Annotated in this window: 17 protein-coding genes, 1 pseudogene and 1 riboswitch; of the genes and pseudogenes, 10 read left to right on the top strand and 8 right to left on the bottom strand. The window is 45.9% G+C overall.

The features are described 5' to 3' along the window. Window positions 1-144: 144 nt before the first annotated feature. From L3Q72_RS08890 to torD, 3 genes are all read right to left on the bottom strand, one after another. Window positions 145-732: a TfoX/Sxy family DNA transformation protein gene (locus tag L3Q72_RS08890; RefSeq protein ID WP_275129592.1), complete on the bottom strand. Its 588-nt coding sequence runs from the start codon at window positions 730-732 to the stop codon at window positions 145-147. Between the two features lie 118 nt (window positions 733-850). Next, window positions 851-958: riboswitch (cyclic di-GMP riboswitch) on the bottom strand. Window positions 959-1082: 124 nt separating this feature from the next. Next, the gene (gene purR / locus L3Q72_RS08885) at window positions 1083-2087 is read right to left on the bottom strand and encodes an HTH-type transcriptional repressor PurR (RefSeq protein ID WP_275129591.1); all 1005 of its coding nucleotides are present in this window, start codon (window positions 2085-2087) and stop codon (window positions 1083-1085) included. 223 nt (window positions 2088-2310) lie between these two features. Further along, window positions 2311-2958 (bottom strand): molecular chaperone TorD, encoded by a 648-nt coding sequence (gene torD / locus L3Q72_RS08880; protein WP_275129590.1) that lies wholly within the window; start codon window positions 2956-2958, stop codon window positions 2311-2313. A 245-nt stretch (window positions 2959-3203) separates the two neighbouring features. Here torD and torR point away from each other — a divergent pair, with 245 nt between their 5' ends. Then, the gene (gene torR, locus L3Q72_RS08875; protein ID WP_275129589.1) at window positions 3204-3914 is read left to right on the top strand and encodes a two-component system response regulator TorR; all 711 of its coding nucleotides are present in this window, start codon (window positions 3204-3206) and stop codon (window positions 3912-3914) included. Window positions 3915-3924: 10 nt separating this feature from the next. On the opposite strand, the gene elyC is transcribed toward torR, so the two are convergent. Continuing rightward, window positions 3925-4731: an envelope biogenesis factor ElyC gene (gene elyC / locus L3Q72_RS08870; protein WP_275129588.1), complete on the bottom strand. Its 807-nt coding sequence runs from the start codon at window positions 4729-4731 to the stop codon at window positions 3925-3927. A gap of 115 nt (window positions 4732-4846) precedes the next feature. Here elyC and cmoM point away from each other — a divergent pair, with 115 nt between their 5' ends. The 5 genes and pseudogenes from cmoM to trpB all read left to right on the top strand — a co-directional run bounded on the left by cmoM (window position 4847) and on the right by trpB (window position 13715). After that, complete coding sequence (gene cmoM / locus L3Q72_RS08865) at window positions 4847-5626, top strand: tRNA uridine 5-oxyacetic acid(34) methyltransferase CmoM (RefSeq protein ID WP_275129587.1); 780 nt, start codon at window positions 4847-4849, stop codon at window positions 5624-5626. A gap of 238 nt (window positions 5627-5864) precedes the next feature. After that, a complete protein-coding gene (gene mukF / locus L3Q72_RS08860) occupies window positions 5865-7202 on the top strand; it encodes a chromosome partition protein MukF (RefSeq protein ID WP_275129586.1) in 1338 nt (445 codons plus the stop codon). Continuing rightward, a pseudogene (gene mukE, locus L3Q72_RS08855) lies at window positions 7183-7815 on the top strand (chromosome partition protein MukE); the annotation flags it as partial. The gene mukF and the pseudogene mukE, both read left to right, overlap by 20 nt. 29 nt (window positions 7816-7844) lie before the next feature. Then, window positions 7845-12320 (top strand): chromosome partition protein MukB, encoded by a 4476-nt coding sequence (mukB, locus tag L3Q72_RS08850; RefSeq protein WP_275129585.1) that lies wholly within the window; start codon window positions 7845-7847, stop codon window positions 12318-12320. A 171-nt stretch (window positions 12321-12491) separates the two neighbouring features. Further along, complete coding sequence (trpB, locus tag L3Q72_RS08845; RefSeq protein WP_275129584.1) at window positions 12492-13715, top strand: tryptophan synthase subunit beta; 1224 nt, start codon at window positions 12492-12494, stop codon at window positions 13713-13715. Between the two features lie 78 nt (window positions 13716-13793). On the opposite strand, the gene L3Q72_RS08840 is transcribed toward trpB, so the two are convergent. From L3Q72_RS08840 to L3Q72_RS08830, 3 genes are all read right to left on the bottom strand, one after another. Next, on the bottom strand, window positions 13794-14171 hold the full coding sequence (locus tag L3Q72_RS08840) for a PAS domain-containing protein (RefSeq protein ID WP_275129583.1): 378 nt from the start codon (window positions 14169-14171) through the stop codon (window positions 13794-13796). A 111-nt stretch (window positions 14172-14282) separates the two neighbouring features. Then, complete coding sequence (locus tag L3Q72_RS08835; protein WP_275129582.1) at window positions 14283-15119, bottom strand: NAD(P)H-binding protein; 837 nt, start codon at window positions 15117-15119, stop codon at window positions 14283-14285. A 3-nt stretch (window positions 15120-15122) separates the two neighbouring features. Next, complete coding sequence (locus L3Q72_RS08830) at window positions 15123-15359, bottom strand: TIGR02647 family protein (RefSeq protein WP_275129581.1); 237 nt, start codon at window positions 15357-15359, stop codon at window positions 15123-15125. A gap of 268 nt (window positions 15360-15627) precedes the next feature. Between L3Q72_RS08830 and L3Q72_RS08825 the strand changes: the two genes are divergently transcribed. Then, a complete protein-coding gene (locus tag L3Q72_RS08825) occupies window positions 15628-16947 on the top strand; it encodes a hypothetical protein (RefSeq protein ID WP_275129580.1) in 1320 nt (439 codons plus the stop codon). A 182-nt stretch (window positions 16948-17129) separates the two neighbouring features. Further along, the gene (gene focA / locus L3Q72_RS08820) at window positions 17130-17966 is read left to right on the top strand and encodes a formate transporter FocA (RefSeq protein WP_275129579.1); all 837 of its coding nucleotides are present in this window, start codon (window positions 17130-17132) and stop codon (window positions 17964-17966) included. A 362-nt stretch (window positions 17967-18328) separates the two neighbouring features. Here focA and L3Q72_RS08815 read toward each other — a convergent pair whose 3' ends face one another. Beyond that, complete coding sequence (locus tag L3Q72_RS08815) at window positions 18329-19120, bottom strand: ABC transporter permease (RefSeq protein ID WP_275129578.1); 792 nt, start codon at window positions 19118-19120, stop codon at window positions 18329-18331. A gap of 417 nt (window positions 19121-19537) precedes the next feature. On the opposite strand from L3Q72_RS08815, the gene torE reads away from it, so the two are divergent. Then, window positions 19538-19714 carry a trimethylamine N-oxide reductase system protein TorE gene (torE, locus tag L3Q72_RS08810; RefSeq protein WP_275129577.1) on the top strand — a complete coding sequence of 59 codons (177 nt, stop codon included), beginning with the start codon at window positions 19538-19540 and terminating at the stop codon, window positions 19712-19714. A 38-nt stretch (window positions 19715-19752) separates the two neighbouring features. Then, window positions 19753-20937, top strand: coding sequence for a pentaheme c-type cytochrome TorC (torC, locus tag L3Q72_RS08805; protein ID WP_275129576.1), 1185 nt, complete (start codon window positions 19753-19755; stop codon window positions 20935-20937). Window position 20938: the final 1 nt, after the last annotated feature.

The following is a 20938-nucleotide window of genomic DNA, read 5'->3' as shown; positions in this document are numbered from 1 at the left end:
TTCCAGATCATAATGGAGCATTATAGCTTTTTTAGGTCACATGGATATAAGGACAGGGGCGGAGCGGTTTTTATTTCATAAAAAAATAAAAACCGCTGTTTGGTGACAGCGGTTTTATGTTCAGTTAGCTGAGAAGTTGAAACACTAGTCCAGCTTACTCATCAACTCATCTCTGCGTTCTTTAGTAATCACAGACCAGTGCTTGCCTTTTAGTGCGCCTTCCAGCGCCCAAAGCAGTTCAAGGCTAACGGTTGAGTTTGTCTGTTTGATCGCTTTAAATGCGCCAACAGAGCCAGCTTGTCTTAGTTCGGCTACGGAATTAATCCCGGCCTTTTTTAGCATGCGTTCTGTGCCCAGACGCAGGTTTGGAAGGTCTTTCAGGCGGGTTGGTTTTTCCTCTGCCTGGTGTGCCTTTTCTTCCTTAGCGAGATTTAGGGCATGCTCAGCAATTTTCAGGATGTCGTTAGTGTCATCCCAAAAGTCCTGCGGAAGTGCGAAGTATTTTGTAACAACCGGGAATCCACGCTTCTTATAAACATAAGGCTTATAGCCAGCAGCTTTGAATTCTTCAATTGTAGAATCGTTTGAGCGAATATGAAGGGCATCATTTACGACAAGAGCAAACATCGTCTCATCAACAAAAATGCCAAATCCACCAAACATTGAACGTGATTTGACTTTACCAAAATGTTCGAAAAGTCTGAGTGAATCTTTTAATACTGGTTTATCCATGGTGCTTGTCTCGGGTTAAAAATTGCTTCAACCAATTTGTTTCCGAGAAAATTAGCAAATCTATGTGATCTGTTGTCAGAAAACGGTAAAACTCGCGTTTTCTGAATGCTAATTTGCTTTCGGCAACCCCGCTGCCTTTCTATTAAAATCAGTTGGTTAAACTAATTATAGGCTAAGGCCGGTGGCTTTGCGTCCCATTTTTTCAAATGGTTTGCCTTGGTCGTGACCTAATAAATATAGTAAAAAAATGAACAAAGATCACGCTATTTGATGGTTAACGTGATCTTTGTTCAAAAAAGATAGGTAATATTGGGTGAGATATTTAACAGAAACTCTTTTTATTTAACAACTCAGTTACGAACCAAAACACTCTTACGCGAGATTATTTCAGGGTGCATCTCAAAAATACGACGCTCATGCTCCTTGTTTTTGATTCTCTCCAGCAGAATTTCAAACGCGGTTTTACCTACACGGCGTTTTGGCTGGTGCACAGTCGTTAGCGGTGGAGAGTAGTAGGCTGCAAGGTCGATATTGTCATAACCGATCACAGAGATGTCTTCCGGAATGCGAATGCCTTTTTCCTGCAGGCGGCTCATCAGCCCTAGCGCCATAATATCGTTGAAACAGAAAACGGCTGTTGGTCTGTTTTCCATCGCCAGAATCTTATCAGCGGCTTCAACGGCAGTATCACACTCAAAGTTACCTTCAAGAATGTTCTTTTCGTTAAACTCAATATTAAACTCGTCAAGAGCGCGCTTATAACCCTGAATACGCTCAATGCAAAGCGTTCTGTCTCTGAAACCGCTCAGGCAGAAAATATTTTCGTGGCCCCGCTCTATCAGATATTTGGTCGCAAGGTAGCCACCCTCTTCTGAGTTATCGATAATCTTATCTGACAGTGATTCGCCATGGCCCCAGTCCATAATCACTTTAGGAATATCAGTCAGGCCTTCAATCATTTCCTGAAGCTCAGGAGTCAGGTCGCTACAGAGAACAAAAATGCCGTCAACGCGCTTTTCTGCCAGCATTCGGATGTAATCACGCTGTTTCTCGTAGATACCGCCGGTATTACACAGGATCAGCGTATAGCCCTGACGGTAGCAGTAGCTTTCAAAGCCATCGACAACTTCAGCAAGGAAAGGGTTAGTTGACTGAGTTACCAGCATGCCCACGGTACGGGTTGAGTTACACTTAAGGCTGCGTGCAACAGCACTTGGTGCGTAATTTAATTCTTTAACCGCTTCCATTACTTTTTGCTGGGTGGTTTCAGCAACAAAACGGGTTTTATTTATAACGTGGGATACAGTAGTGGTAGATACACCTGCCAGGCGTGCTACGTCTTTAATTGTGGCCATAAATTTGTCCTGTGTATGCTGCCAACATCAAATGGTTTGTGTTTATTATAGTATTATCAACAGTAGGTTGAGTTGTGATTAAAACACAAAAACCGCTATTAAAAGTGATAGCGGTTTGCAGCAAGATTCATATTTTATCGATTGCGGCCCCGATTTTAGACCTATTTGCTTCGGCAGACAACGCCCTAAACGGGCGTTTCTTCACAAATATACTTAATGGGTACTATTCACCGCCTAAGTATGTACAATCCAGTTTGCAGAAGTCCACAAGAAAGGCTGCGACGCTGGCATAAAAACCAAATTCATCAAACTTCTGGCACTTCTCGCTAAATTGAGGGAACCAGCTCAGCATATATTTTTCGATAAAGGCTTTTTGCTCAATAAGCGCGTCATTAATATGTTCCAGCTTTTCCAGCTCGTTGGAACGGATAATCATGTTGCCCAGGAAGTCTAATTCCAGAGCAATATGGTCAGCTGGCTCATTTAAGCCTTCCTGAATGGCGATGCCTTTTTTCTGCATCAGCTCGGCCATTTCCTGAGCGGGTTTATCGTTCAAAAGGCCAGAGTCACCGATATACAGTGAAGCATAAGGTAGTGCTCCGCCCTTATCTGATTTCAGGAACAGGTCACAAAAGTCAGCAGCAAGCTCTAGTTGTGCGTCTTCTCTGTCCTGCAGGCGGTTCAGTGCATCTGTCAGTCTGTCGACTGATGGTTTTAAGATCTCATTTTCACCAAGGCCGGATAAAAATGAACGTATTTCCGGTGTCTGATAAGCATCAAGCTCTTTTTGAGTTAGTTCTTTGGCAAAAAGGCTGGATAACCACCAATAAATTTCCGCTCTCTTTTCGTTAAACGCTTTTGTTTCTTCCATCACTGAATTCCTACCAAGTCTTATTAATATATTGATTATAAGTGTAAACAAAAAATATGAATAAAACTAACCACTAATATGAAAAAATGTGACACTTTATATTTAAAAATTAACGCAACTTCAGATACTTGCGTTGAGTCAATAAACAGTAATGTTTTTCACAGTTCCGGCAATATGAACTAGAATTGTTAATAGTTATGAATAGAATCCCATTAATAACTCTGGACTGAATGAAAGCGGTGATTATGAGCAGCCATGTATTAGTAGTAGAAGATGATATTGTGACCAGAAGCAAGCTTGTGGGTTACTTTCAGAATGAAGGTTACCAGGTAAGCGAAGCGGACAGCGGTGAACAGATGCGGGATGTACTGAGTGAAAATGAGGTAGATCTTGTGATGCTGGATATCAACTTACCCGGAGAAGACGGACTGATGCTGACGCGTGAGCTGAGAAGCCAGTCAGATATCGGTATCATTCTTGTCACCGGACGTACTGATAGCATAGATAAAATCGTCGGGCTGGAAATGGGGGCTGATGATTATGTCACCAAACCGTTTGAACTAAGGGAGTTGCTGGTTCGGGTGAAGAACCTGTTGTGGCGTATTTCTCTGGCTAAGAATCCAAAGGAAGATACCCCTGATTTGGATTCGGGCAATATTATCTGTTTTGGTGACTGGACATTTGATATTCAGAGACGCTCGCTGACCCGTGACGGTGTACCTGTGAAGTTGACTAAGGCTGAGTATGAGCTGTTAGTGGCGCTCTCTTCTTATCCGAATACTGTGCTTAGCCGTGAGCGTATTATTAATATGATTAGTCACCGAGTAGATGCGCCTAACGACAGAACCATTGATGTTCTGATCCGCCGTATGCGGGCTAAGATGGAGTATGATCCTAAGAATCCTCAGATCTTTGTTACTGTGCATGGGGAAGGGTATATGTTTGCGGGGGATTGAGTTCCCCCCCTTAATTCTCTGCCAGTTCTGTCATGCTGGCTTCCAGCTCTTCTGTGTCTACCAGTTTATCCCTGATTTCGCGCCACCAGATGCCAAGCTTTTCATGCCAGTAACGTTCTGACTGCTCCAGATAACGGGCTTGTGGGGTGTATTTTACCCAGGTCTGTTTTATCTCGGTCTGGGCCAGGTAGTTGGTTGGTGCCGGGATTGGCTTTAAGCCAGCTTCGTTAAACTCCTTCAGTGCTCTTGTCATATGACTGGCAGAAGTGACAAGAACCAGTTTTCCCTGTTTCACAAAAGCGGCAGCCTGTCTTGCTTCTTCCCAGGTGTCCTTTGCTGTTTCCAGCAGAACAATATCAGGTTTGGCAACACCTAGTGCCAGAGCCACACGGGCCATCATCTTAGCGTGACTGAACTCTGCTCCACCTGCGTAGCCGGATAAGATGAGTTTTGCATCAGGATACATGCGTAAAACCCGGATCCCTTCAGCCAGTCTCATCAGAGCAGTCCGGCTGAGTTCGGAAGTTGGTGGTATCTGATCGTCAACAACATGACCGCTGCCAAGCACCATTACGTAGTCAACCGTTCCTTCTACGGGGAAAAAGGCGGTGTGTTCTCTCTCCATCGGCAGCAGAAGTTTGGTAGAGACAGGTTGGAAGGAGATTAAGAAAATTCCGGTAAGGGAAGCGAAAACAAAAAGCACACCAAAGCGGTGCCTGGTGGTAAACATTATCAATGCTAAACCAAAAAAGCCTATGATCAGCAAGGCTGGAAGTGGCATAGCAAGGGACGATATTACTTTTTTCAGCTCAAACATTGCTCAATAGTCCGAAAAATCATCACTTAATTATAAAAAAAGAGCATAACTCTTTATTCCTGATATTCCTATGACAGAATAAGCAGCACGATTGGACATGATAACCTAAGCTGACGTGACTGAAGACCGAAATTTCGACGACATCGCACACAAATTCGCAAAAAATATTTATGGATCAGAGAAAGGAGCCATAAGGCAGACCATTGTCTGGGAGGATTTGACGGCTGCGCTAACGCATTTAGATAAGGGTGAAAAGCTGGATATTCTGGATGCCGGAGGCGGTCTTGCGCAGATGTCTCAGAAGCTGGCCGAGCTTGGTCATAAAGTGTCGTTATGTGACATTTCTTCAGAGATGCTGCAACTGGCAAGAAAGGATATCGATGCCCATGGCCTTTCATCACAGTACCGTTATATTCATTCACCGGTGCAAAGGGTGGGGGAATATCTTGATAACAATGTCGATATGGTGTTGTTTCACGCTGTAATGGAATGGCTGGCATCACCGAAAGAGGCACTGGATATTGTGCTTGAACAGGTGAAACCGGGCGGTATTGCTTCTGTCATGTTTTATAATCATCATGGTCTGGTACTGAAAAATGTGATTTGCGGCAATATTCCCCATGTTCTGGAAGGGATGCCGCACAGAAAGCGTTTCAAGCTTCAGCCTCAGAAGGGCTTAATGCCGGAAGAGGTTTATAAGTGGATTGAAGACGCGGGATTTGAAATTTGTGGTAAGTCGGGTATCCGCTCGTTTCAGGATTATATTGGCAATATGCAGTATATGGGTGATTACGAGTTTGACGATGTTCTGGAGCTGGAAAAGAGGCTCTGCCGTCAGGAGCCGTACTTGTCACTGGGCCGGTACATACACGTATGGGCTAAAAAAGCTATCTGATTTCGGGGACACCGGAAGCAGGCAGGTATTGAACACAGACACACATTAACCCATCCATGGGGTTCGACCTTGCCATCCCTGGCAAGGACGGTCTGCTTATCAATACCTGCCTGCTTCCTAAATAACCCACGGAGAAAGAAAAAGCAGACAGAGACTGATCTGAGTATCAATAGGTGTCTAGTTTTTAAGATTCTGAACAAATTTCAGATGGCTGTAGAGAGAAAAAACAGGATTAACAATGAGTGAATTAGCTCAGGATGTTGCTGAAAAGCCAATTGATGAATTGGTCGGTTGGGTTCAGCAGCATGACTTTTCACTGAACCTTTCCAGCGAGCGTTTAGCATTTTTGATAGCTATCGCGGTAATGAGTAAGGAAAGGTTTGATGAAGAACTTGGTGAGGGCGAATTGCATGATGCATTTAAGATCGTCACCAGACAATTTGAAACCACAGGCGATGCCTCGGCCTTCAGGGCGAACAATGCGATAAACGAGCTGGTAAATCAGCGTTTACTGAGCCGTTTTACCAGTGAAATGACCGATGGTGCGAGTATCTACCGTCTGTCGCCATTAGCTGTTGGTATCTCTGATTACTATATCCGTCACAGAGAATTTTCCAGGCTGAAGCTTTCCATTCAGCTTTCCATGGTTGCCGATGAAATGGCAAAAGCGATTGAAGCTGCACGGGAAGGTGGTACAGAGGCGCACTGGCGAAAGAATGTTTACGGTGTGCTGAAGTTTTCAGTCGCCGAAATTTTCGATCAGATTGATCTGAACCAGCGGGTCATGGATGAGCAGCAGCAGGATGTTAAGCAGCAGATTGCCGATCTTTTAAATAAGGACTGGCGGGATGCGATTAATAACTGTGAATCCCTGCTGTCTGCCACATCAGATACCCTGAAAGAGCTGCAGGATACCCTTCAGGCCGCAGGTGATGAGATGCAGGCGCAGATCATCGATATTCAGGAAATCATCTATGGCGATTCTGAGCTGGAGTTTATCGAAGAGCTGCTGTTTGGTCTGCAGATGAAGCTGGACCGGATTATCAGCTGGGGCCAGCAGTCTATCGACTTGTGGATTGGTTATGACCGCCACGTACATAAGTTTATCCGTACGGCCATTGATATGGATAAAAACCGGGCATTCAGTCAGAGACTTCGCCAGTCGGTGAAGGAGTACTTTGATGCGCCCTGGTATCTGACCTACGCCGATGCTGACAAGCTTACCGATCTCCGGGACGAAGCGCTTTCGCTCCGTGATGATGAAGTGACCGGTCAGGCTCCGGCTGAAGTTGAATATGAAGAATTTGAACAGGTTAATGATGAGCTGACTCAGCGCATTTCAGGCATGCTGAGTGTGCATAAAGAGCAGGGGACGCCAATCGATCTTGGATCGGTTTTGCGTGATTACCTCGCAACACACCCTCAGGCTTATCATTTCGATTTAGCCAGAATTGTTATCGACCAGGCCGTGCGTCTGGGCTACTCCGAGTCCGATTATATGGCGGTTCAGCCAGACTGGAAGGCAATTAACGATTTTGGTGCAAAGGTACAAGCAAATGTCATCGACAAATATTGAGCAATACATGCCGGTTAATCTGGCAAAAGCGATTGCAAACCCTCTGTTCCCTGAACTTGACAGCATGCTGCGCGCAGGCCGTCACATCGCGACAGAAGATTTAGATAACTACACATTTTTAAGTGATTTTGAAACTGAACTGGCGCATTTTTATCAGCGCTACAATATTGAACTAATCCGTGCTCCAGAAGGCTTTTTCTATCTGAGACCCCGCTCAACCGCTCTGATTGGCCGCAGTGTGCTTTCTGAGCTGGATATGCTGGTGGGTAAAGTTCTCTGCTTCTTATACCTGAGTCCGGAGCGAATCGCTCATGAAGGTATCTTTACCAATCTGGAGCTCTATGAAGAGTTGCTGGGACTGGCAGATGAAAAGAAACTGATGAGACTGGTGACCAACCGTGCCACCGGCTCTGACCTTGATAAAGAAAAGTTGTATGAAAAAGTGCGTACTTCTCTGCGCCGCCTGAAACGCATTGGAATGATTATCTCCATTGGTGAAGAGGGTAAGTTTAAAATCAGTGAAGCCGTGTTCCGCTTTGGTGCCGATGTTCGTGTCGGTGATGATGTGAGAGAGGCGCAGCTAAGACTGATCCGTGACGGTGAAGCGGTTGTTGAACAGGCAAATGAAGCAGAGGAAGAAGCATGATTGAAAGAGGTAAATATCAGTCACTGAGCATGATCAACTGGAACGGCTTTTTTGCTCGTACCTTTGATATCGATGATCTGGTGACCACACTTTCAGGTGGTAATGGTGCCGGTAAATCCACAACCATGGCCGCATTTATTACCGCTTTGATCCCGGACCAGAGTCTGCTGCATTTCCGTAACACAACAGAAGCGGGCAGTTCACAGGCATCACGTGATAAAGGTCTGTACGGTAAGTTGCAGGCGGGCGTCTGTTATTCCGCGTTGGATGTGGTGAACTCCAAAAAGCAGAGACTGCTGTTTGGTGTAAAACTGCAGCAGGTGGCAGGCCGTGATAAGAAAGTGGATATCAAACCCTTTGTGATTCAGGGGCTGCCAAGTGCTGTTAAACCAACCGATGTGCTGATTGAGAAGCTGGAAAACGGTCAGGCAAGAGTTCGCTCAATTAACGAAGTTAAGCAGATCGCCGGTGAGTACGAAGGCGTACAGTACAAAGCGTTCAATTCCGTGGTTGACTACCATTCGCGTATGTTCGAGTACGGCGTATTGCCGAAGAAACTGCGTAACAGTGGTGACCGCTCTAAGTTCTACCGTCTGATTGAAGCCTCGCTTTACGGTGGTATTTCAAGCGCCATTACCCGTTCTTTAAGAGATTATCTGCTGCCGCAGAACGGTGGCGTTAAAAAAGCATTTCAGGATATGGAATCGGCGCTGCGCGAAAACCGCATGACGCTTGAGGCGATCAAGACGACTCAGTCAGACCGTGATCTGTTTAAGCACCTGATCACTGAGTCTACAAACTATGTGGCTGCGGACTATATGCGCCACGCCAATGACCGCAAAAATAAGCTGGATAATGCACTGGCTATCCGTGGTGAGTTGTTCGGGTCAAGAACCACACTGATTGCCCAGAATGAATTGCTGAACCGGGTAAAAGAAGAGCTTGAGCAACTGGTGGAGCAGGAGTCCGATCTGGAACAGGATTACCAGGCGGCTTCTGATCATCTGCAACTGGTTCAGAATGCCCTGCGTCAGCAGGAGAAGATTGAACGCTATCAGGAAGATCTTGAAGAGCTGAGCGAACGCCTTGAAGAGCAGGTGATGGTGGTTGAAGAAGCTCAGGAACGTGTGATTGAAGCGGAAGAGAATGCCACCATTTCTGAAGAAGAGGTGGACAGCCTGAAGTCTCAGCTGGCTGACTATCAGCAGGCTCTTGATGTTCAGCAGACACGTGCATTGCAGTACCAGCAGGCGGTTCAGGCTCTGGAAAAAGCCAGGCAGCTACTGGCGGATGACTCTCTGAGTGCCGAAAATGTTCAGCAGCAGCTTGCCAGCTTAAAAGAGCAGGAGAGCGATAAAACAACCAGTCTGCTTGCGGTGAAACATAAGCTGGATATCAGCTCCAGCGCAGCAGAGCAGTTTGAAAAAGGCTTTGCTCTGGTTAAGAGCATTGTGGGCGATATTGCCCGTGATCAGGCATCGGAATTTGCCCGTCAGGCAACCGCTCAGGCTCGCTCCGCTGAAAACCTGCTGGAAAATGAATCCCAGTGGCGGGCTCAGTACCGCGATCTGGAAAGGGATATCAGTACGCAGCGGGCGGCAAAAGAGCTGGTGAAGGAGTACCAGAAGAAACACAATATCGATATTACCGGTCTGGGCGCACTGGAAGAAGAGCGTGATAAGCATCTGGCTAATATCGAGCTTATCGAGGCTGAGCAGGAAGAAATCCGTGAGCAGCGCAGTGATAAGCGCCGTGAAGAGCAGAGTCTTCAGGCTGAAATAAAAAGACTGGAATCTATTGCACCTAAGTGGATTCAGGCCAGCGATGCACTGGAGAATCTGAAAGAGCAGAGCGGTGCCGATCTGTACGACAGTCAGGCTGTGATGTCAGAAATGCAGAAGGTTCTGGAGAATGAAAAGCATCAGTCTCTGGAAAAAGAAAAGCTGGCTGCAAGACGAGGCGAGCTTGAGAAAGAGATTGAGCAACTGGCATCTCCGGGCGGTTCTAACGATCCTCGCCTGAAAGGTCTTGCCGATACCATTGGCGGTGTACTTCTGTCTGAAATCTACGATGACATCACTATTGACGATGCGCCGTACTTCAGTGCTATGTATGGCCCGGCGCGTCACGCGATTGTGGTTTCTGACCTTACCGGCATTAAAGAAAAACTGGTTGAACTGGATGACTGCCCGGAAGATCTCTACATTATTGAAGGCGATGTGGATGCCTTTGATGACAGCACATTTGATGCCGATGAGTTAGAAGGCGCAGTTTGTGTTCAGTTTAACGAGCGTCAGATGCGCTACTCGCGCTTTCCTGAAATTCCACTGTTTGGCCGCGCTGCACGCGAGCAGAGACTGGATATTCTTCGGGAAGAGCGTGAGGATGTGGTTGAGAAATACGCTAAAGCTTCTTTTGACTCTCAGAAACTGCAGCGTCTGTACCAGAGCTTTAATGATTTTGTTGCCAGCTATATTCAGGTGGCCTTTGAAGCAAGCCCTGAGCAGGCTCTGATAAAGCAGCGTGAGTTGCGTAACAACCTGTCCCGTGAACTGCGCGACTTAGATGAAAAAGAGCAGCAGCAGAAATCTCAGATGGCGTCCAGCAGGCAGGCGATTGTCGCTCTGGATAAGATCTCTCCGCAGATTCGACTGATTGAAGATGACATTCTTGAAGCCCGTTTTGAAGAGATGGGTGAAAAACTCAATGAGCTGTCTGAAGCGAAAGTGTTTACTTCTCGTCATGGCAAGGCAGCAAAAGAGCTTGAAGGTTTGATTGCCGCGCTTGATGCGGATCCTGAGCAGTTTGAAGAGCTGGAAAAAGAGTATCAGCTTGCCGATGAGCAGCTGCAGTCCATTAAAGCTAAGCTGTTTGCGCTGGAAGATGTGTATGAAAGACGTCACTACTTCTCCTATTCCGATTCAGTTGCTTTGCTTAACCAGAGCAGTGAGCTGAGTGATCAGCTAAAAGAGAAGCTGGTCAATGCAGAAAGAGCGCGTACACGTTCAAGAGATCAGTTTAAGCAGACTCAGGAGCAACTGAGTCAGTACAATCAGGTTCTGGCATCGCTGAAGAGCTCTCATCAGGCAAAATCTGAAACCGTGCAGGAATTCCGTATGGAGCTGCAGGAGTTCGGTGTTCATGCGGACGAGGGTGCTGAGGAACGAGCGCAGAGCCGTCGTGATGAACTTTATGAGCGTCTGCATACATCACGTTCGCGTAAAAGTGAGTGCGAGAAAACCATCACTTCCACTGAGCTGGAAATGAAGGGCGTAGCGAAAAAAGCCAGAAAGCTGGAAAAAGAGTACCGCGAGCTGCGAACCTTTGTTGTCCTTGCTAAAGCTGGCTGGTGTGAGGTGCTGCGTCTGGCGAAAGACAACGATGTTGAACGCAGACTGCATAAGCGCGAACTGGCTTATATGAGTGCTGAAGAGCTTCGTTCTATGTCGGACAAATCGTTAGGTGCGCTACGACTGGCTGTCGCTGATAACGATGATCTGCGTGATGCACTTCGTGCGTCAGAAGACAATGCTCACCCTGAGCGTAAGGTACTTTTCTATATTTCGGTATACCAGCATCTGAGGGAGCGTATTCGTCAGGATATTATCCGTACCGATGATCCGGTTGAAGCCATCGAAGAGATGGAAGTTGAACTGGCAAGACTGACAGAAGAACTGACTCAGCGCGAAAACCGTCTGGCAATCAGCTCTGAATCTGTTGCAGCCATTATCAAGAAGACGATTCAGCGAGAGCAGAACCGAATCCGTATGCTGAACCAGGGGCTGTCGAATATCCACTTTGGTCAGGTAAACGGTGTTCGCCTGAATGTGAATGTGCGTGAGAGTCATGAGATTTTGCTAAGTGGTCTGGCTGAACAGCAGGATCAGCATCAGGATCTGTTTGAGAATTCGCGCTTTACCTTCTCAGAGGCGATGACCAAGCTGTTCCAGCGAGTGAATCCGCATATCGATATCGGTCAGCGTTCGCCGCAGGTATTTGGTGAAGAGCTGCTGGATTACCGTAACTACCTCGAACTGAGCATTGAGGTTAACCGTGGTACGGATGGCTGGCTTCAGGCTGAGTCTGGTGCTCTGTCTACCGGTGAGGCAATTGGTACCGGTCAGTCCATTCTGCTGATGGTTGTTCAGAGCTGGGAAGAGGAATCGCGCCGCCTGAGAAGCAAAGATATTGTTCCGTGCCGTCTGCTCTTCCTTGATGAAGCAGCCCGACTGGATGCCAAATCTATCTCTACACTATTTGAGCTTTGTGATCGTCTGGATATGCAGCTTCTGATTGCCGCACCTGAAAATATCAGCCCGGAGAAGGGCACCACCTATAAACTGGTGCGTAAGATATTTAAAGACCATGAGCATGTTCATGTTGTTGGCTTGCGAGGGTTCGGTAACTCAGGCTCTAATGAAAAGGAGCTGAATCCGGCTCCGGAGCCGGGTAAAGCGGTTCAGGCTTCTTAAAGGTAATAAAGGCGCTGATAAAGGCGCCTTTATTTTTGCGCGCTTGTCTTGTTGTACTAGTTAGCGAGAGCGCGATCACGAACTCGGTATTTTCCTGTTATTCCATATACTCAAAAAGTTAGCGGCGCGATACTCTGTCCGGGTATCAAATATGTAGAAAGGAATAATAAAATGAAGAACAGTTTTGAGCATACTCTGCCTAACGAAGAGGGGTATTTTGGCGAGTATGGTGGCAGCTTTATCCCGCCGCAGCTTGAGTCCATCATGCAGGAGATCAACAAAGAGTATCAGGTGTGCAGGCAAGACCCTGAATTTCAGGCAGAACTGGCTCGTCTGTATAAGCACTTTGTGGGCCGTCCAAGCCCGATATTTCATGCTCAGAACCTGTCCGAAAAATATGGTGTCGACATTTACCTGAAACGTGAAGACTTAAACCATACCGGTGCGCACAAGATTAACCACTGTCTGGGTGAAGCACTGCTTGCTAAAAAAATGGGCAAGAAGAAGATCATTGCGGAAACCGGTGCCGGTCAGCACGGTGTTGCTCTGGCAACCGCTGCTGCACTGGTTGGGCTTGAGTGTGATATCTATATGGGTGAAGTGGATATTGCCAAAGAGCATCCGAATGTGGTTCGTATGCGTATTCTTGGTGCAAATGTTATCCCGGCGACTCATGGCAGAAAGACACTGAAAGAAGCGGTGGATGCTGCATTTGAAGCGTATCTGAAAGATCCAATTACTCAGCTGTATGCAATCGGTTCAGTGGTTGGCCCGCACCCATTTCCTATGATGGTTCGTGATTTCCAGTCGATTGTCGGTAACGAAGCGAAGATTCAGTTTGAAGAGATGACGGGCAAGCAGCCTGATAACCTTGTGGCTTGTGTGGGTGGTGGTTCAAACGCACTGGGTCTGTTTACGGCTTTCCTTGATGATGAAAATGTTGCAATCCACGGCGTTGAGCCTGCGGGACGCTCTCTTGATGAAGTGGGTGAGCACGCGGCAACACTGACTCTGGGCGAGCCGGGTGTGATGCACGGCTTTAAGTCTTACATGCTGAAAGATAAAGATGGCGAGCCTCAGGAAGTATATTCAGTGGCAAGTGGCCTGGATTACCCGTCTGTTGGGCCTCAGCACAGCTATCTGAAAGATCTTGGCCGTGTTAGCTATGGTACGGTAAACGACAAGGAAGCGATTGATGCCTTCTTTGAGCTTTCCCGCCTGGAAGGTATTATCCCGGCCATTGAGTCTTCTCACGCTGTCGCTTACGCCTTTAAGCTGGCTAAAAATGGCTTGAAGGGCAGTGTGCTGATCAACCTGTCTGGCCGTGGTGACAAGGATATTGATTTTGTTGTTGAGCAGTACGGTGATCAATACGGCATTGAATCACTGATTTAAATAGACTCGGTGATAAAGAAATCAGGGCGAACCAGATGGTTTGCCCTAATCATATTAAGTGATGAATTCGCTTGTGAGTTATTCAGCTAAAGTTAACTCACAAAACGTTCTCTCAAACTTCCCGTCTTGATCGTATTTTGATGTTCCGGTCAGGCTAACTGTTAAAGTTTCGTTATCTTTGGTCCTGATTTTTAGTGGTACTTCGTTGACGTAACCAAAGTCTTTCAGGTAAGGAAAATTTTTCTCGACACATAAAAGCGACTCCATCGCAAGAAACTGCATAAAGTGCTTTCCAATTACTTCTTCTCTCTCATATCCGGTCAATTCGAGCCATGCAGGGCTGACATCAATCACTGAACCACTTAAATCAAGCGACTGGACCACTTTATCAGCGCTGTTTAAATCCATGCAGTGAGTTCTGGTATTAATATAGGTTTCTCTTGCCACAACAGTCATACAAACTCCTTCTACGTTGAGTTAGTATACATAACTAATGTGAAAGTTAATATGAAAAATATCACAAGAAATTAACAATGCCACAATAAGTTTTCTAACAGTTGAGAAAACCTAACATTTCTTTAGGCCATCTGTTGCATTCGGATATCTGAAGACATAGCCAAGAGAGCGGATTTTTTCAGCAGATATGCGCTTATCCGGGATGTCTGCAAGTGGAGGTAATGAGAGTGCTTCATGGTAGGTGCCTACAGCCGCGCGGTAAAATTCTGCTTTGCTGACAGTATCGGGAGAGGTCGCGTTGATGATCTGATCACTGAGTTCTTTTATCGCGAAGCAATTGACTCCAATGGCATCATCCAGATGAAGCATATTGGCCGGAGCGGAGCTGCTAATTTGCTTTAACTTGTTTACAAATCTTGCCGGGTGCCGGTCCGGGCCAAAAAGACCGGAAAAACGCACGATGACATACTCCAGCCCTGAGTCGATCACTTTCTGTTCTGCTTTTAGCATGGTAACCGCATTTTCAGTAAATTCAGGATTACCCTGCGCCAAAGTCAGAGAGGCGTCTGTTTCAGAAAGTGTGGCATTTCTGGATGGATAGACGGTAGTCGAGCTGATCATAATGATTTTGGTCACCTTTGCCTGTTTGGCTGCGGTAACCAGTTTTGACCAGTAGGTGGCGTATTCGCCTCCTAAACCCTTTCTGAAGCCGGGAGGAAAAGCACCAATGACCACATGGACGCGATTTTTGCGGAGCTGCGTAGTTAATTCATCTATAGCGCAATGATGCGATAGGTCACAGATAAAACCGGCCAAGCCGGATGAGATCGCTTTATCCAGAGAGCTCCGGGAACGGGTACTTACGGTGACGTTGTAACCTTGTCTAATCAAAGAGTGCGCCAAAGGTTTTCCAACCCAGCCGCACCCTATAATGGCTATATTTGTCATCGTTTACTGTGAAGAGAGGATCCGTAGTACACGATCAGCATGCTCGGCTGTTTCAATACCTTCGTCAGTCAGATAGCCGCCATCGGGTAAGGTACACAGACCTTTGTCATAAAGCCTTTTCACTGCAGCCTGCATTTCTTCTGACGCATCCTGATGAACTTTAATACCGGTAGCGGCACTACTGATATCAAATTGCAGCAGAAGGTTGAGCTCAGACAAAATATCAGCGGTAAATTTCATAATGTATTCCTTCGGTAGTTCTTTTACATCCACCATAAGTCCCTGACAGCATAAGAACAAGAAGTTGAGACCAGTTCTGTTACATAGAAACAATTTGGTTAAATGAGAAGCAGTTTAGCCTGGCCTGTTTACTACTTATTTAGTATTTTGTGAGCTGTTAAATAAAATATTCAGTATATATTTCTGAATATTTTCTGATAGAGTAAATAGCATAATAATTCCACCAGGGCATAATTCGCCCGACATTAAATATTAAAGAGATAGGCTGATGAAATTTGTAAAAACTATGGTAGTAGCGGGGGCTTTTCTTTCCTTAGTTGGCTGTCAAAGCACTTCGGATGAGCCAAAGCAGTTGGAGCAAACCAATAGTGAAGCACAAAAAGAGACTTCTTTTGCTGCATACGAGAAAGCGAAATCAGATTACGAGTCGTGGCTGACAAAGTTGCAGGATGCAGTGAGTCTGAAAATTTATTCAAAAGATCTATACAAAAAAATGCTGGTTGAGTGGGATGATGCGGTTGATGTTTATGAAGATATCGCTAAAGACCCCTCAGTCACAACCAAAAGCTACTCTGTATTTTCATCCGGCACTTATATTGAACATTTTGAAAAATACCTGAATGGCGTAGAAGAAAATTACACTAAGTTGCAGGAGCTGAAAGTGGTAGCCGATGAGGTGCTGGGAGATGCTCAGGCTCAGATGCGTTACCTTGATGAGATCGGGGCAGGAAAAGTATACCCGTCCGACTATAAGAAACTGGCTTCTCAATATTCTGATCTGTTTGAAGATGTAGAAGATGGCGATATTGACGATGCGCAGTCAGGTCAGGTTAAGTTCCTTAATAGTGCCAAAATGCTTGAGGAAAAAGTGGTGCTTAAGCAGTACATTGAACCTCTTAAGAAAGAACTGGCTGAGCTTCGTCGTCAGGACTTTAATGATGTTGCTCCGATAAGTTACGCTAAAACAAAGGCAGAGATTGCGGCAGCGGAGCAGACCGTACGGGCAAATACCCGCGATGTGGAAGTGATTAAGCTGGCAGTACAAGATGCACAGTTTGAACTGGACCATGTAAAAAGCGTTGCTCTGGAAGTAAAAAAACTGGCCAGCGTTGAAGATGATAAATTTGAGTCCTTTGTGCTTGAGTTTGAAAACAAGCTGCTAAAGCTTTCCAAGGCACTGAGCAATTCGGATTATCGTGATAACTCGTTGCGTGAGCAGGCAGAGCACATTCTGTCTGATGCCAATGAGATCAACTCTGAGCTGGAGGTTTCGCGCTTAAACCATGAAGAGAGTGTTAACCTGCTGAGTGATGAAAACAAAGAACTTAAGCTGAAGGTCAAACAAGAGTCGGATAAATTGACCCAGGCTCAGTCAGAGAAATCCATGGTGATGATGCAGCTTGAGCAGTCGCAGAGTCAGATTTCAAATCTTGAGTCTTTACTTGAGGCGTACAAATCCAAACTGGTCGCGGCTGAAGCCAAACCAGAGTCAGAGAAAGAAACGGTCATAGAACAGGAAACGGTTGTAGAAGACGTTGCGGGTGATGGGCCTGGCACCGTGGCCGAAGAAGTTGTAACGGAAAGCTGAGTTGATAAACAAAATCTGTTGAGAAAAAACAGCGTTCTTTGAGGCGCTGTTTTTTATTGCGCGTTTATTGATATGCTTCACAAAAACAATTTTTATCGTTAACACAAAAATTGCTTGAAAAAGCTGCGCGATAGGTAGAATATGCGCGCAATTTTAATATTACAATATGTGTTTTCGATGCTATGAACCAGTTTGATTCTTTATTACCCCCTCAAATGGCCGAACGCGCAGCAGAAGTTGGCGTAGGCAAAGCAACCAAGGACCCGATGAAGTCCTTCTTGTTGGCAATTACTGCCGGTATTCATATCGGTATTGCTTTTGTTTTTTATACCACCATCACTACTGGAGCTGAGGATCTGCCCTGGGGGCTTATTCGTCTGGTTGGTGGTCTTGGATTTAGCCTTGGCTTGATTCTGGTTATTATCACAGGTGGTGAGCTCTTTACCAGTTCGGTTCTGACTTTGGTTGCGCATGCTTCACGAAAGATTAATTCAAAAAGTCTGGTTCTGAACTGGGTGGTGGTTTATCTGGGTAACCTGGTTGGCGCTCTGTTACTTGTCGGGATTATGCTGACGGCAAAGCAGTACATGTTTGACCACGGTGAAGTGGGCATTAACACCATGAAAATTGCTCAGCACAAACTGCACCACAGTTTTTTCCAGGCTGTTGCCCTTGGTGCCATGTGTAACATTCTGGTTTGTATTGCGGTATGGATGACATTTAGTGGCCGCAGTCTGAATGACAAAATCATGGTGACGATTCTGCCGGTTGCTATGTTTGTTTCTGCCGGTTTTGAGCACTGTATTGCGAATATGTATCAGGTGCCTATGGCGATTGGAATCAAGACCTTTGCCTCTCCGGAGTTCTGGCAAATGACAGGGGCCAACCCGGCAGATTTCGCTGATCTGACGATGACGACATTCGTTGTTAACAACCTTATCCCGGTTACGCTAGGTAATATAATGGGGGGCGGGATATTTGTTGGTATGGGTTACTGGCTTATCTATCTGCGCGAATAAGCGCTCTATACCAAGTGTTGCAAAAGCCCCGGCCTGAAAACCGGGGCTTTCTTTATCACACAGCTCTGTCGGTTGCTCAATCAGCCAGTCACGATTTTCTTCGCCAGCTTTGGCTACTATATGACGTGTTTTCGCCGGCACTTCATATCCGTTTGTGGTTATCATCTCTTTATCCACCGTACTTAGTTAAGGAACCTGATAACAGGGCTCTGTCCCTGAACCATGGGGAACTTAGCATGCCGACTATTGCAGATTGGTGAAAAAAAGATGTTGTTTCTTTGTCTCTGATAAAAAGTTTTCCACAATAACTGTGGATAAATGTGTGAAACCCTTCTAAAACTGGGCTACTCAGCGGTTGCAAGCTATTTTTCCAGAAAGTTGACGACTATTTTGCCTTCCTTTGTTATTGCACGTTTTAGCGACAGTTGCAGAGATACCGCCACAGAAATGCTCATCATGACAAAGATGGCGATCAGAATGACCATCTGATACTTGATGGCAACCATAGGCGATGCTCCGCCAAGGATCTGACCTGTCATCATTCCCGGCAGAGTAACAATGCCTGTGGTTGCCATAGAAGCCATAATTGGGGCCAGTGACTTTTTGATTGCGTCTCTGACAAAGCTTGTGCAGGCGTATTGAGGGCTGGCACCAAGAGAAAGCGCAGCTTCGTATTCGCTGCGTCGTTCGTTAAAGGCACTGAACAGGTTTTGCAGCGCGACAATGTTACCGCTAAGGCTGTTGCCAAGCAGCATGCCTGCAACGGGGATCAGATATTGTGCGTTGTATACCGGGCTGGGTTTAATGACGGCAGAAAACAGAATCAGAAGCAGGGGAGCCAGTCCAACGAATAGTCCTGCGGTCACAGGGACAAAAAGCGCTTTTTTGGGAAGATTGGTTTTTCCTATGATGGCGCTGCTGCCTACCATGGTCATCACCGCTATCCAGAATATATTCAGGGCGGCATTGTTGAGTGAAAAAACAACTTCCAGGTAGAGTCCTACCAGAGATAACTGAACAGCCATGCGAGAAAGGCTGACAGCGAACTCCTTTGTCATTTCTAAGCGATAGTAGGAGTTAATCGCAAATGGGATAAGGAGTGTCAGGGAAAACAGTCCAAGGTTTAGCCAGGAAATATCGATTGCTGATTGCATTGATGGTTATCGTCCAAATTGATTCAGGCTCCATTATAGCCGAAGGAAAACGTCATAATAAGCACAACATACAGTTAACACTCTTGATGGTGATATGTACTTTTTTTCACCAAATCGAGCCGGGTTGAAGAGCATTTTATCTTGTGAAATACGTTTATGGATAACACATAACTAACATATCGATCATTTTATTAATATTACAGAATATTAATAAAATGACACATTTCTTCATATAAAAACTTAATAAAACACATCTCCGTTTGATATCAAAGATTCCTTATCTAGTGGCACGTTAAGGCGCTTTTTACATTGAACCACACACTTTCTGTGGTCTAAAATTTCATCCAGTAATAGAAATGTAGATTAGGTTCGGGGATCAGTTTCTGGGCCGATAATATCGAATCAAGGTAAGTATGTATGAAAAATGTTAACGCAGCTGATAGTGAAGGAACACGCTCGTTAGAATGGAAATCGTTTCTCATCATTACAGTGCTGCTGTTTCCGGTACTGAGTGTGGCGCTTGTTGGTGGATATGGATTCATCGTCTGGATGATGCAGGTTCTGTTTATGGGACCTCCGGGTACCCACGGTTAATTTAATCCTTTTTGTAAACAGTTTTTAGAGAAACAGAAATGACCTCCACTATCAAAAATATCTGGAAAACCATGAACCGTCCGGCTGCGCATATCAGCCTTGGTGTGCTTACACTGGGTGGTTTTATCGCCGGCATTATCTTCTGGGGTGGCTTTAATACTGCTCTTGAGGCAACCAATACAGAAGAGTTCTGTATCAGCTGTCACGTTATGGAAGATAACGTTTATAAAGAGCTTCAGGAGACGATTCACTGGTCTAACAGCTCAGGTGTTCGTGCAACTTGTCCTGACTGTCACGTACCGCACAACTGGACGGACAAAATGGCTCGTAAGATGCAGGCTTCGAAAGAAGTATTCGCCATGGTATTTGGCGGCTATGACGAACCTGGAAAGTTTGAAGAGCGCCGTGGCGAACTGGCTCAGCATGAGTGGGACCGCTTCTCTGCAAACGGCTCGCTTGAGTGTAAGAACTGCCACAACTATGACTCAATGAACTGGGACACAATGTCTCAAGCTGCTGTTCAGCAGATGAAACCTGCGGCAGAGAAAGATCAGAGCTGTGTTGACTGTCACAAAGGTATCGCGCACAAACTACCGGAAGACTACAACAGTGCAGGCGATATGATGGGTACGCTGGAAGCGCTGTCTAAAAAGGCAGAGTTCACCACCGGCAAAGAAGTGGTATCAATCCGCCACCTTCCACTATTTGAAGACGCAGCAATGACGATTGAAGCAGGTACTCTGAAACCAGCTTCAGGCATGAAAGTTTTGGCTGAAGAAGGTGACGCAGTTCAGATTGAACTGAGCGGCTGGCGTAAGGCCCGTGGTTTTGCCCGTGTGATTCAGGAAGAGTTTGGTCTGAATATCGGTGTTGCTTCTCTGACTAAGAAGGCGGCGAAGAACAAGCAGATCATCAAGAAATTTGAGAAGAAGGTTGATGATTTGACTGGCCTGCCATGGCAGCGAGTGACCGCTAAGGTATGGGTGAAGAAAGAAGGCCTGATCAACGGTATTGACCCTATCTGGGAGCAGGCTGAGCAGGCTTATAAAACGAATTGTTCTACGTGTCATACAGAGCCGGAAGAAGCTCACTTTGACGCGAATACATGGCCGGGTATGTTCGATGGCATGCTGGCATTTGTAAACTTCGATGCAGATACAGAAGCATTGATATTGAAGTACTTACAAAAACATTCTTCAGATTTTGCTGAAAATAGCCATTAAG

The sequence above is a fragment of the Vibrio sp. JC009 genome, from assembly GCF_029016485.1.
Taxonomy (GTDB): Bacteria; Pseudomonadota; Gammaproteobacteria; order Enterobacterales; family Vibrionaceae; genus Vibrio.
Note: the sequence above shows the minus strand (reverse complement) of the source record. Positions and strands in the feature narration are given on the sequence as shown.

Coding starts and splice junctions, on each gene's coding strand:
- L3Q72_RS08890 (WP_275129592.1), bottom strand. CDS start 732: ATGGATAAACCAGTATTAAAAGATTCACTCAGACTTTTCGAACATTTT.
- purR (WP_275129591.1), bottom strand. CDS start 2,087: ATGGCCACAATTAAAGACGTAGCACGCCTGGCAGGTGTATCTACCACT.
- torD (WP_275129590.1), bottom strand. CDS start 2,958: ATGGAAGAAACAAAAGCGTTTAACGAAAAGAGAGCGGAAATTTATTGG.
- torR (WP_275129589.1), top strand. CDS start 3,204: ATGAGCAGCCATGTATTAGTAGTAGAAGATGATATTGTGACCAGAAGC.
- elyC (WP_275129588.1), bottom strand. CDS start 4,731: ATGTTTGAGCTGAAAAAAGTAATATCGTCCCTTGCTATGCCACTTCCA.
- mukF (WP_275129586.1), top strand. CDS start 5,865: ATGAGTGAATTAGCTCAGGATGTTGCTGAAAAGCCAATTGATGAATTG.
- mukB (WP_275129585.1), top strand. CDS start 7,845: ATGATTGAAAGAGGTAAATATCAGTCACTGAGCATGATCAACTGGAAC.
- trpB (WP_275129584.1), top strand. CDS start 12,492: ATGAAGAACAGTTTTGAGCATACTCTGCCTAACGAAGAGGGGTATTTT.
- L3Q72_RS08840 (WP_275129583.1), bottom strand. CDS start 14,171: ATGACTGTTGTGGCAAGAGAAACCTATATTAATACCAGAACTCACTGC.
- L3Q72_RS08835 (WP_275129582.1), bottom strand. CDS start 15,119: ATGACAAATATAGCCATTATAGGGTGCGGCTGGGTTGGAAAACCTTTG.
- L3Q72_RS08830 (WP_275129581.1), bottom strand. CDS start 15,359: ATGAAATTTACCGCTGATATTTTGTCTGAGCTCAACCTTCTGCTGCAA.
- L3Q72_RS08825 (WP_275129580.1), top strand. CDS start 15,628: ATGAAATTTGTAAAAACTATGGTAGTAGCGGGGGCTTTTCTTTCCTTA.
- focA (WP_275129579.1), top strand. CDS start 17,130: ATGAACCAGTTTGATTCTTTATTACCCCCTCAAATGGCCGAACGCGCA.
- L3Q72_RS08815 (WP_275129578.1), bottom strand. CDS start 19,120: ATGCAATCAGCAATCGATATTTCCTGGCTAAACCTTGGACTGTTTTCC.
- torE (WP_275129577.1), top strand. CDS start 19,538: ATGAAAAATGTTAACGCAGCTGATAGTGAAGGAACACGCTCGTTAGAA.
- torC (WP_275129576.1), top strand. CDS start 19,753: ATGACCTCCACTATCAAAAATATCTGGAAAACCATGAACCGTCCGGCT.